The following is a 12,434-nucleotide window of genomic DNA, read 5'->3' as shown; positions in this document are numbered from 1 at the left end:
TTTTGATTATTTTAAAAAATAAAAGTGTACATACACCATTCCCAGTCATGATGAATACGATGGATGGGGGTGATTCCATGAAAAAATGTAGGCAATGTGGTAAGACATATCCAACTCATTCGACAGACCACTACCAAAAAGGAAGCTGGTATGATGCGTATAAGGATGATGGCTGGGAATGTGATAGTTGTAAGAAAGGGATAGCAGAAAAGCCAAGGAAACCAGTGAAAAATCCTTGCTGCGGAAAAGATCCTTGTGTTTGTGTGATTCAAGGTCCGCCAGGCGGGAGAGGAAGAAGAGGCCCAGCAGGTCCGGCGGGTGCAGTGGGTCCAGCGGGTCCGGCAGGCCCAGCAGGCCCAGCAGGTCCAGCAGGTCCAATCGGTCCAACAGGCGTAGGTTTAACAGGTATCTTGGCATTTGATCCAGCAGTAGCACCAACCTTCCCAGTAGGTCAAGTGGTGACATACGATGGCAGTACGTACGTGGTCAATTCAGCACCGCCATTAGGTACGCCGGATACGTCGGCAGATTATACATTATTAGCCGCAGCGGGGGAAACAGGTACAGGTCCAACTGGAGCCACAGGCGCCACCGGCGTGGGTTTAACAGGAGTCGTACCGTATGATGCTGCAGCAGCGCCAGGATACCCATTGGGGCAAGTGGTGACATATGAAGGTGGAACGTATCTTGTGAATACAGCATCACCAACAGGTACACCAGATACATCACCAGATTATACGTTATTAGCCGCCGCAGGCGCGACTGGCGTTACAGGCGCTACCGGTACGGGTGCAACTGGAGCAACGGGAGCCACCGGCGTCACGGGTGCAACAGGAGAAATTGGTCCAACCGGAGCCACTGGTGTTACGGGAGCGACGGGAGAAATTGGCCCAACCGGAGCCACTGGTGTTACGGGAGCGACGGGAGAAATTGGCCCAACCGGAACTACTGGCACAGGAGTCACAGGAGCAACGGGTACCACCGGTGCAACAGGAGCAACCGGTGTCACAGGTCCAACTGGTGATACGGGAGCAACAGGAGCAACAGGAGCAACCGGTGCAACAGGAATCACAGGAGCGACGGGAGTAGGTCTAGCCGGCGTCACAGCGTTTGATCCAGCGGCAGCGCCGACATATCCAGTAGGTCAAGTGGTGACATATGAAGGAGGAACTTACCTCGTCAATACGGCGCCGCCAACAGGCACACCAGATACGTCACCAGATTATACGTTATTGGCCGCTGCAGGAGCGACTGGCGTTACGGGTGCAACCGGTACAGGAGTCACGGGTTCCACCGGCGCAACAGGAGTGACAGGACCAACGGGGGAAGTTGGTCCAACCGGAGCTACCGGCGTCACAGGAGTTACGGGAGAAATTGGCCCAACCGGAGCCACTGGTGTTACGGGAGCGACGGGGGAAATTGGCCCAACCGGAGCTACTGGCACAGGAGCAACAGGGATCACAGGAGCGACAGGAGAAACTGGTGCAACCGGCGTCACAGGCCCAACTGGGATAACTGGTGATACAGGGGCAACAGGAGTCACAGGAGCCACCGGAGTAACCGGTGTAGGATTAACTGGTATTCTGACATTTGACCCAGCAACAGCGCCAACCTATCCAGTAGGTCAAGTGGTGACATATGAAGGTGGAACCTATGTTGTGAATACAGCACCACCAACAGGTACACCAGATACGTCGCCAGACTATACGTTATTGGCAGCCGCAGGTGTTACCGGAGCTACCGGAGTTACTGGAGCCACAGGTGCAACTGGGGTAACGGGTGATACAGGAGCTACCGGAGTTACTGGAGCCACAGGTGCAACTGGGGTAACGGGTGATACAGGAGCTACCGGAGTTACTGGAGCCACAGGAGCCACCGGCGTCACAGGTGTTACCGGAGCCACCGGAGTAACCGGAGCAACTGGGGTAACGGGTGATACAGGAGCTACCGGAGTTACTGGAGCCACAGGAGCCACCGGCATCACAGGTGTTACCGGAGCTACCGGAGTTACTGGAGCCACAGGTGCAACTGGGGTAACGGGCGATACTGGTGCAACCGGCGTCACAGGTGTTACCGGAGCAACTGGGGTAACGGGTGCAACAGGAGCGACCGGTGCAACCGGAGCAACTGGAGTAACTGGAGTAACCGGTGCAACAGGCGCCACCGGAGTCACAGGTACAGGAGCCACCGGCGCCACCGGTCCAACAGGAGTGACAGGTTCAAGTGCGATCATTCCGTTTGCTTCAGGTACACCTGCTGTCCTGACAACAATTGCAGGCGGTCTTGTTGGAACATCCAGCTTGATCGGATTTGGTAACTCAGCGACAGGTGTCAGTATTTTAGGCGGAGTGATTGATTTAACCGGCGCTGCAGGCACTTTACTCAACATGGCGTTCTCAGTTCCTAGAGCCGGAACAATCACATCATTTGCTGGCTATTTCAGTACGACAGCTGCTCTTTCTTTGCTTGGCACAAGTATTACGGTCACAGCTAGTTTGTTTGCTTCACCGACACCAAATAACAGTTTCACTCAAGTAGCGAGTGTCACTTTAGCACCAGCTTTAACCGGTGTTTTAACGCTGGGTGCGATCGCAAATGGTATTGCGACTGGTCTAAATGTACCAGTCACACCGGAAACACGATTGCTTGTTGTATTCTCCGCATCAGCTACAGGTCTTTCCTTAGTGAATACCGTAGCAGGCTATGCGAGTGCGGGTTTATCAATCACGTAATAGGCATACAGGGACGACTCGATGCCTGAGTCGTCCTTTTTTGTTTGAAATAATTTTCTCTTAACTTAGTCAGAAAAAATGATATCATTTTCTTAGAGTCTATTCGGGTGAATCTACTGAATTAGGGGTTGTAGCGGTGAGGATGGGCAAAAGGAAAGTGACTTTACAAACGAAAATTTTGGGGTTAATTATCGGGCTTTTGCTTGTTGTCATTGCGTTATTAACCATTTGTTTTGGTTTTCTGCAGACATCAGAAAGGCAGGGACAAGCTGAACAGCTGGCGGTGCAGACCGCTAGAACGATATCATATATGCCGCCCATTAAAGCATCGGTGGCTCTATCAGCGTCCCAAAATGAAGAACAGGCAGTGCTTGAGCAAATGAAGGAGCAAGTAAGAGCACATGCCATCTTCATTACCAATCGAAAAGGAAAGGTCCTTGTTCATACGAATCATGAGGACGTAGGAAAAACCATCAGTGTATCGGAAGGAAGAAGTACCCTCTTATTTGGAGGAACTTCCATATCAACTGATGATTCTAATGGTGAAACCGTTGTCAGAGGCAGTGCACCCATTATGAAAGAAACAGAAGGGCATGAAGAAATTATCGGCACAGTCACCGTCGAATTTTTAAAAAAGGAAATTGATCAAGCGACAGCTCATCAGCTATTCAAGCTTAGCTATATTGCACTTCTCGTGCTTTTGCCTGGCATATTCGGTGCGATTTTTTTAACGAAGAGTATTCGCAAAGATACATTAGGGCTTGAGCCGCATGAAATAGCTTCGTTGTATCGAGAAAGAGAAGCGATGCTGCTCGCTATAAAAGAAGGGATCATTGCGTTTGACCAGAAAGGCGCGATTACGATGATGAATACATCAGCTGAGCACATGCTGCGCGTCTCATCAAAGCTGCCACTTCATATTGATCAAGTCTTGCCAAATGCCAAACTTCTTCTCTATTTAAAGGCAGAGACGATTGAACCTAACATCGAAACCGTCGTCAATGATAAAACCTATGTCTTAAATGTGAAAAAAGTAATGCAGGATCATCGAGTATTCGGAGGGATTGTGAGCTTCAGAGAGAAAACAGAGCTGACGAAGCTGCTGGATACATTAACAGAGGTCAGCCAATATTCAGAAGACCTAAGGGCACAAACGCACGAATTCTCAAATAAGCTGTACGCCATCTTAGGCCTGCTTGAGCTGAATCAAGTCGATGAAGCCATCGACCTAATTAAAGAAGAATATCATCTGCAAAACCGTCAGCACGATTTACTCATGAAGCAGATTCGGTCTCCTAAAATACAAGCCATCTTACTTGGCAAGTTAGGGAAAGCATCAGAGAAGAAAGTCCATTTCCACATTGATGAAAATAGCTCACTTGAGCCGCTCCCAGCTCATTTAAGTCTATCTCACTTTATCACCATCATTGGCAATCTCGTAGACAATGCTTTTGAAGCTGTATTAAATAAGGAGAAGCGCGAGGTAGACCTATTCATCACAGATATTGGGTTTGATATTATCATAGAAGTGTCAGATTCAGGTGATGGAGTGAATGAAGAGGAACTGTCACAGATTTTCACAAGAGGCCATTCGTCAAAGGGAGAAGGACGAGGCTACGGGCTTGCGAATGTGAAAGAAGTATTGGACGAGCTTGGGGGCTGGATTGAAGTTGCGAACCAAAAAGAAGGCGGTGCCATCTTCACTGTATACATACCGAAAGGCACAAAGGGGGAATAGATGGTGATTAAGGTACTCATTGCGGAGGATGATTTTCGAATCGCTGCCATTCATGAATCTTATATACAAAAGATAGAAGGATTTAAGGTCGCCGGAAAGGCAAAGAGTGCAAAGGATATGTGGGAGGCGCTCCAAAGGGAACAAGTTGATCTCATTTTGCTTGATGTCTATATGCCTGATGAACTCGGCACAAACTTGCTGCCGCTTTTAAGAGAACGCTGTCCTGAAGTAGATGTGATCATTATCACGGCTGCAACGGAAACGACGCTTTTAAGAGATGCGCTTCATTACGGAGTGGTTCATTATTTAATCAAACCGGTGACCGCACAAAAGTTTGCACAAGTTTTAACCGAATATAAAGAGAAGAAAGACATCATCAATTCAAAGGATGAAGTCAATCAAACGATGATTGATTTGTTTTTTGGGCAGATGCAGGAAGAGCCAAAACAAAGGGATGACAGAGATCTCCCCACAGGCATCAATTCACTGACCTTGGACAAAGTGAAAACATTGATGACATCAGAGAATAGCGGAATTACAGCAGAAGAACTCGGGGAAAAGATGGGCGCATCACGTACAACTGCGAGACGGTACGTAGAGTATCTCGTGACAACAGGGGAATGCCGGGCAGAGCTTGCATACGGAATCATTGGCAGACCTGAACGTAAATATTACCCTGCCAAACAAGCGGAGTCTTAAAAGATGAAAAAAGGAATACTTTTTGTGATCGTGCTCTGCCTTTGTATGACACTCACCTTCAATGAAAAAAAAGCCGGAGACTCTTTCCTACAGCAAAGCTCCTTATATATTGTGGTGTCGGGTGTACCAGATGGAGGATTTGACCAAACGGCTCAGGTGATGAAATCAGTGCTTGAACAAGAGAAACTGGTGAACCGGCCTGTGAACATTCTTTATCAAAGAGGCGGAACGGTGGATAAAGGATGGACATACATGATGGAGCGAGAAGCCAACTATATCAGTTTAAATTCAAGCTTATTGTTAAGCCGTAATTTACTTGGCAGCAGTAACGTGACGATGAATGATGTGACACCGCTGGCAATCCTTGCAGAAGAGTGGCAGGTCGTCGCAGTCCCGATGGATTCTCCTTTTGCAAATGGGAAGGAGCTGTTACACGCCCTCAAGAAAAAACCAGATTCCTTAAAAATTGGGTTTGCCCCTGACTTTGGAAATGATGATCAAATCTCATTCGCCCGGGCAGCAGAAATGGCAGGGATTGATCCCTATCGCATTCAATTTTTGAAATTTGACAGTGCAGATGATTTATTTCAGGCGCTCATCAACCATGAAGTGGATGCAGCAACGACTACCATTACAGAGGTTCGTCATGATTATGAAAAAAAGAGGCTGAAGCTCGTAGCGACGACAACCAGCCAGCGCTTAGATGGATTTGAAGATGTGCCGACATGGAAAGAGCAGGGCATTCCGCTCATCTTCTCCCATTGGCGCGGTGTGATGGGCTCTAAACAAATGAGTCAGCATGACATTCGTGAATGGGATCAGCTTCTTCAAAAAATGACGGAAACGAAGTCCTGGAAAAAGCGATTAAAGCAAAAGGGCTGGACAAGTCGTTATATGAACAGCAAAGAGGCAAAGATCTTTATGGAAGATCAATTAAGGCAATATGAGCAATTGATACAAGGAGAACAAGCGGTCGAGTGAGACCGCTTCCAGCGTGTAGCCAAACCCTTGCATTCGTTGTCATTCCTGCGTGCCGGTGTTCACGAATCTATATTCGCTCCGCTCCAGTACTCATCCTTCCTAGACTTCGAAGGTTTTCTATCACGCTGAAAAGAAGACAAAGGGCTAAAATAAACCCTTTGTTTTTTTCATGGAATCAAAAAGCCCAATGGTTGAACAAAATGAACAAAAAGCATTTATCGACCGAAAAAGAATTAAAATTCATAATATTTACTTCAATTCACACCTCAGATATGATGACAAAAAGGGTTGGAAATGGGATACCAACACATTAATGAAAGCGTATACAACATAAGGGGTGAACAATATGTTAGCAATCTTAGGATTTCTTATGATGATTGTATTTATGGTTTTGATTATGACGAAACGTATGTCTGTTTTAACGGCATTGGTGTTAACACCAATTGCATTTGCTCTTATTGCAGGTTTTCATTTTACTGAAATTTCAGACATGATTGTCAAAGGCGTGCAACAAGTCGCACCAACAGCGGTCATGATCATGTTTGCGATTTTGTACTTTGGCATTATGATTGATGCGGGTTTATTTGACCCAATGGTGGCGAAAATTTTAAAAATCGTTAAAGGCGATCCATTAAAAATCGTGGTCGGAACAGCTGTCCTGACGATGCTTGTTGCACTTGATGGTGACGGAACGACAACGTATATGATTACAACAACAGCGATGCTTCCACTATTTACGCTGCTTGGCATCCGTCCAATTATTTTAGCGGGTATTGCCGGGGTTGGCATGGGAATTATGAATACAATTCCATGGGGAGGAGCTACACCTAGAGCGGCGAGTGCACTTGGCGTTGATCCTTCACTTTTATTTGGACCGATGATTCCAGTCATTGGTGCAGGGGTTCTCAGTATGATTATTGTTGCTTATTTTCTTGGAAAAGCCGAAAGAAAACGCCTTGGTGTGATTGAACTTGAACAGCCGATTCATGCAAATGAAATGGCAGCGGCACTGCAAGATGACATCAAACGGCCGAAGCTTTGGTGGTTTAACCTGGCGCTGACTTTGTTATTGGTGCTGCTGCTTGTATCAGGTAAAGTCAGCTTAACTGTTCTATTTGTTCTTGCTTTCTGTGTGGCGATCATCGTGAACTATCCGAACTTGGATCAGCAGCGTGAGCGAATTGCCGCTCACTCAACAAACGTTTTAGCCATTGCTTCGATGATTTTTGCGGCAGGTGTTTTTACAGGTATTCTAACTGGAACGAAAATGGTCGATGAAATGGCGATTTCGATTGTATCTGCAATTCCAGAGCAGCTTGGCGGCTTTATTCCAGTCATTGTCGCATTAACAAGCGGGATCTTTACTTTCTTTATGCCGAATGATGCATACTTTTATGGCGTACTGCCGATCCTATCAGAAACAGCGGCAGCATACGGTGTCGATAAAATTGAGATTGCCAGAGCCTCTATTATTGGTCAGCCGATTCATATGTTAAGTCCACTTGTTCCATCAACTCATTTACTTGTTGGACTTGTTGGCGTATCACTGGATCAGCATCAGAAATTTGGGATGAAATGGGCTGTGCTGGCAGTCGTCGCTATGACCGTCATGGCGGTTCTCATTGGGGCCATTTCCATCTGGTAAATAAAAAAGTGTCTGCTGCGGGCAGGCACTTTTTTTAGGTCATATTGCCGGGCAGGCTCCATTCATTTGCCCTAGACAAAGACATGCCTGTTCCTCCAAAAGATTTATTTTTGAAAAATACTGACACTTTTTCTGTTTTTTTCTTTATAATGCAAATCAACGAAGGGAGAGGATAGCATGTCCAAACGAAAAGGCACGATTCTTTTTGCTGCTGCATGCCTCTTGGCAGGCAGTTTGTCGATGGTGAGCCCAGCTTCAGCTCATGCAGAAACCCCTTATTATGGAAAGAGTTATGAACAACCAGCTTCAGTGAAAAAGCTATACCCTAAGCCTGACGAGACGTTTGATACCCCTGCCTTTCAGAAAAAAGAAGAAGCATTTACGACACAAGAAGAGCTTCAAGCTTTCTTACGAGACATTGTCCGCAAAAGTCCTTACGCCACGCAGAAACAAATTGGAACATCCATTGAAGGTAGATCCATTCCGGCCCTGTACTTTACAAAGGATCGCTCCATCACGCCACTTTCAAAAAAGCCAACCATCTGGCTCCAAGCACAAATACATGGAAATGAACCAGCCTCCGGTGAATCTGCTCTCGTCATTGCAAAACGATTAGCAGGTGAAGAAGGAGAGCGTATACTCAATCATGTCAATATCATCATTGTCCCAAGAATCAATCCTGATGGTTCTTATGCGTTTGACCGCAGACTGGCAAACGGATTAGACGGAAACCGTGATCATATGACATTAGAGTCTCCAGAACTGACAGCCCTGCATCAAGAATTTAATCGGTATGCGCCAGAGGTGGTTATTGATGCCCATGAATACGATGTGGGTCAAAAGCAGTTTGAAGATATCGGTTCATCAGGCGCTCTCAAATATCATGATTTGCTTATTCTTTCAGGTAAGAATTTAAACATTCCTGAAAGCATCCGGCTGACATCAAATGAGTTATACGTTAACGGAGTTCGTGAAACGCTGACGAATAAAGGATTTTCTAACGATTTGTATTATACAAACACAAGAGGAAAGGATGGAAAGATCGACATCTATGAAGGTGGAACGGATGCGCGAATTGGCCGTAATGCCCTTGCACTTTCGCCAGCCCTGTCATTTCTTGTAGAAAGCAGAGGGATTGGGATTGGAAGAGAGGATTTTGCCCGCCGCGTCGCTGCACAAGTAGCCACCCATGAAAAAATCATTGAGACCACGGTGAAACATGCCAAACAGGTGAAGCAGCAAATGGTGACGGAGCGGCTGAAGCTGGTCAAAAAAGGACTGCAGCCAAATGATGATGATCAGGTGGTCATTCAAGACGATTTCCAAGCACCTGTCAATGACTCGCTGGAAATGGTCGATATTGAGAAAGGACAAACAACTCAAGTTCCTGTACGCTTTCACAGTGCGAGCGATGCTGTTCCCGTCTTAACAAGAGAACGGCCGACAGCTTATCTCATTCTTCCGGGGCATGAAGGAATAGAGAGGAAACTCAGAACATTAGGATTAAAAAGTGTCACATTGCCGGCTGGCATGAAAGTGCCGGTACAAGCCTATCAGGTGACAAAGCGAGAGGAAAAGAGCAAAACAGATATTCAGCTTGAAACAAAACTCGTTGACAAGAAACGTCAGCTGCCAAAAGGAACAAAGGTATATGTCACGGCACAGCCGCAAACCAATTTGCTCTCACTTGCCCTTGAACCAGAATCAAAGGACAGCTATATGTCATCAGGGTTTATTGCTTCAAAAACAGGTGATGAACTGCCAGTCTATCGTTTCGTGCTTCCTCAAAAGACGTTAGGTATTCAATAAAAAAGGACTAAAATAAAGATCATTTTAGCCCTTTGTCAACAATCTAAAGCGGCACTAGGCATGCCGCTTTTTTTATTTTCGTCCAGCTCTTATTTCATCTGTCATGCCTTCATATGGTGCTTCTGCGATAATGGTTTCGTCATTCACACCTACATGATGGATATACGTAATGTCCGCAAATTCTGGGACAACATATTTCGGATAGGTTTCGTATTTTTCACGAGATTCTTTCATGAGATCGATGTAGTCATTTTGATAGCAAACTGTGATATCTGGACGTTCATGCACCCATTTAGGGAAGAAGATGACGCCATGCATGCGTTTTTCCTCAGGCATAAAGTTCAGAGAGACGTCTGTCCCAGTTGGTTCTGTCCAAGAGACTTTGTATACGCCTTTTGTCAGCTTCACAATATTTACTTCTTGATCACGGACCCAGCGTCCTCCAACCATTCCGCTATGAATGCGGTAATCAATGGTGTGATCGTTTTTAATGTAAATCTCATATTCCCAGCCATTTTCATACGTATAAATCATATGAAGTCCAACGAATTGATCCATGTTTATTCCTTCTTTCATTAGAATGATGTTTTTTCAAACATGTTGTGATTTACATGTTTATTTTAAAGTCTATGGTATACTATTGTCAAAGAATAAGCGTTGGAGGCACATCATGAGAGTACTAAAATATGCCATTCTTGGCTTGCTGGATCAGCGTGAGCTGACGGGATACGATATCACGAAACATTTTAAGGATTCTCTTGGACAGTTTTGGAGTGCGAAGCACAGTCAGATTTACCCTGAGCTGAAGCGTCTTACAGAGGAAGGGTTTATTGAATTTGATATTCATATACAAGGAAAAAAGCTAGAGAAGAAGGTCTATCAAATCACAGCGGCAGGAAAAGAAGAATTGCGTCAGTGGTTAAAAACAAAAGATCCGATTCCGGAAACAACAAAGGATGAATTCATGCTCAAAACCTTTTTCATCTCCTCCATGGACAAAAAAGAAGCGGCTGACCTGTTTGCCTATCAACTGTTAGAGCGCACCAAGAAAGTAGATGTGCTGGAACAGAAGCTGCACGCTTTGACAGAGGAAGACCCTTCTGCTGAATCGCTGCATTCAGCGCAATTTGGGTATTACTTAGTGCTGACAAGGGCAATTGAAAGAGAAAAAGGCTATGTCCGCTGGCTCCAAAAGACCCTTAAACGTATTGATTCATCTATGGTCTAAGGACAATGGTCGGATGATATGATAAAAAATGGTTTGAAACGAGTGAATTTATCAATAGAAACCGCTACAATGGATATATTCGTATTAAAGTGAGGCGAGTATGTTTGAGTAATCAAGAAGCGTTGTGGAATGAAGCAGAAGCTTTTATTTCTGTATGCTATGAAGAATTAAACAAGTCAAATGAAGAGAAAGCAGCACGTCTGCATGAAATAAAAAAAGAAATTGAGTCTGAAGGAATTTATACGCATACACTAGAGGAATTAGCTCACGGGGCGAAAATGGCATGGCGCAACAGTAACCGCTGCATTGGCCGTTTGTTTTGGTCTACCCTGCAAGTGCATGACTGCCGGCATGTAAAGACAGAGGATGAGGTGAAGGAGGCGCTCTTTCATCATATTGAGTATGCGACAAATGGCGGGAAAATCAAACCGTCCATTACGATCTTTCCCCCAGAGAAAAACAGACAGAAGGAAGTCGTCATTTATAATCATCAGCTCATTCGTTATGCAGGCTATGAGTCGGAATATGGCATCATCGGCGACGAGGCATCTCTTGAATTAACAAAATTATGTCAAGCCTATGGCTGGGAAGGAGAAGGCACACATTTTGATATTTTGCCTCTCATGTTTCAGCTAAAAGGTCAGCCGCCTGTTCTGTATGAGCTTCCGAAAGAAATCGTCCAAGAGGTAGAGATCACCCATCCTGAATATGATGGATTCCGTGATTTGGGACTAAAATGGTATGCGGTTCCGATTATTGCTGATATGAAATTAGAGATTGGCGGTATTCATTACAATGCTGCACCGTTTAATGGCTGGTATATGGGCACAGAAATTGGCGCACGCAACCTAGCGGATGAAAACCGCTACAATATGCTGAAAAAAGTTGCTTCTCTTTTAGGACTGGACACAACCAAGAATGCGTCCCTTTGGAAGGATAAAGCCATTGTCGAATTGAATGTGGCGGTTCTCCATTCTTATCGTGAAGCAGGGGTGACCATTGTTGATCATCATACAGCAGCACATCAATTCAAGCAGTTTGAAAAGCAGGAAGAAAAGGCTGACCGCAAGCTGACTGGGGACTGGACATGGCTGATTCCGCCAGTATCACCAGCTGCTACCCACATATTCCACAAGCATTACGACAATACCATTGTGAAACCAAACTATTTTTATCAGGACAAGCCCTATCACGGGACAGAAAAGGCCTAGCGAGAGCTAGGTTTTTTTATGACCGTATTCGAAAATCTTGATAATGAGCAAGCTCGGTGAGCGGCTCCATTTGCATGTCGGTGACTTTTGAAAAAGGACTTCCTTTCCGGACAGTCTCTAAGAAATCAATCACTTTGTGCTGCTCACCCTCTACCTTTAACTCGACATGACCTTCATCTGTGTTGCGTACCCAGCCTTTCATTCCACGATTGACGGCTTCTCCCTGAACAAAATAACGAAAGCCGACTCCTTGCACACGTCCTTTTACAATGGCGTGATATTGAATCATGGTCATCTCTCCTTTTTTCACATCGTACCATAGCCTGTATCTGATCTTCACGCCTCGACTATGATTTGTTTGTCAAACGATGTAAAATAAAGGCCAGTAGAC

At 45.4% G+C, this 12,434-nt stretch carries 10 protein-coding genes; 8 read left to right on the top strand and 2 right to left on the bottom strand.

Translation table 11 applies throughout. The features are described from left to right. The first annotated feature begins 77 nt into the window (after positions 1-77). The 6 genes from AAZR19_RS16185 (at position 78) to AAZR19_RS16160 (ending at position 9,604) form a co-directional block, all read left to right on the top strand. Positions 78-2,732, top strand: a complete 2,655-nt coding sequence (locus tag AAZR19_RS16185) for an exosporium glycoprotein BclB-related protein (RefSeq protein ID WP_434703739.1) — start codon at positions 78-80, stop codon at positions 2,730-2,732. 142 nt (positions 2,733-2,874) lie between these two features. After that, a complete protein-coding gene (locus AAZR19_RS16180) occupies positions 2,875-4,470 on the top strand; it encodes a sensor histidine kinase (RefSeq protein ID WP_041106267.1) in 1,596 nt (531 codons plus the stop codon). Positions 4,471-4,473: 3 nt separating this feature from the next. After that, positions 4,474-5,169 carry a response regulator gene (locus AAZR19_RS16175; RefSeq protein ID WP_056767862.1) on the top strand — a complete coding sequence of 232 codons (696 nt, stop codon included), beginning with the start codon at positions 4,474-4,476 and terminating at the stop codon, positions 5,167-5,169. Positions 5,170-5,172: 3 nt separating this feature from the next. Continuing rightward, on the top strand, positions 5,173-6,150 hold the full coding sequence (locus AAZR19_RS16170; protein ID WP_056767649.1) for a tripartite tricarboxylate transporter substrate-binding protein: 978 nt from the start codon (positions 5,173-5,175) through the stop codon (positions 6,148-6,150). A 346-nt stretch (positions 6,151-6,496) separates the two neighbouring features. Then, positions 6,497-7,795, top strand: coding sequence for a citrate:proton symporter (locus AAZR19_RS16165; protein WP_056767653.1), 1,299 nt, complete (start codon positions 6,497-6,499; stop codon positions 7,793-7,795). Between the two features lie 177 nt (positions 7,796-7,972). Beyond that, the gene (locus tag AAZR19_RS16160) at positions 7,973-9,604 is read left to right on the top strand and encodes a M14 family metallopeptidase (RefSeq protein WP_056767656.1); all 1,632 of its coding nucleotides are present in this window, start codon (positions 7,973-7,975) and stop codon (positions 9,602-9,604) included. A gap of 72 nt (positions 9,605-9,676) precedes the next feature. On the opposite strand, the gene AAZR19_RS16155 is transcribed toward AAZR19_RS16160, so the two are convergent. Further along, positions 9,677-10,162: a phenolic acid decarboxylase gene (locus AAZR19_RS16155; protein ID WP_056767659.1), complete on the bottom strand. Its 486-nt coding sequence runs from the start codon at positions 10,160-10,162 to the stop codon at positions 9,677-9,679. Between the two features lie 112 nt (positions 10,163-10,274). Between AAZR19_RS16155 and AAZR19_RS16150 the strand changes: the two genes are divergently transcribed. Further along, positions 10,275-10,832 carry a PadR family transcriptional regulator gene (locus AAZR19_RS16150; RefSeq protein ID WP_434703735.1) on the top strand — a complete coding sequence of 186 codons (558 nt, stop codon included), beginning with the start codon at positions 10,275-10,277 and terminating at the stop codon, positions 10,830-10,832. A 104-nt stretch (positions 10,833-10,936) separates the two neighbouring features. Then, entirely contained in the window at positions 10,937-12,043 is a 1,107-nt protein-coding gene (locus AAZR19_RS16145) for a nitric oxide synthase oxygenase (protein ID WP_056767665.1), read from the top strand. Positions 12,044-12,059: 16 nt separating this feature from the next. Here AAZR19_RS16145 and AAZR19_RS16140 read toward each other — a convergent pair whose 3' ends face one another. Beyond that, the gene (locus AAZR19_RS16140) at positions 12,060-12,332 is read right to left on the bottom strand and encodes an acylphosphatase (protein ID WP_056767668.1); all 273 of its coding nucleotides are present in this window, start codon (positions 12,330-12,332) and stop codon (positions 12,060-12,062) included. Positions 12,333-12,434: the final 102 nt, after the last annotated feature.

The organism is Bacillus sp. Je.9.29.b, from assembly GCF_051129925.1.
Taxonomy (GTDB): Bacteria; Bacillota; Bacilli; order Bacillales; family Bacillaceae; genus Bacillus; species Bacillus safensis.
The sequence above is the reverse complement of the archived record's forward strand: the minus strand, read 5'-3'. Positions and strand labels throughout refer to the sequence as shown.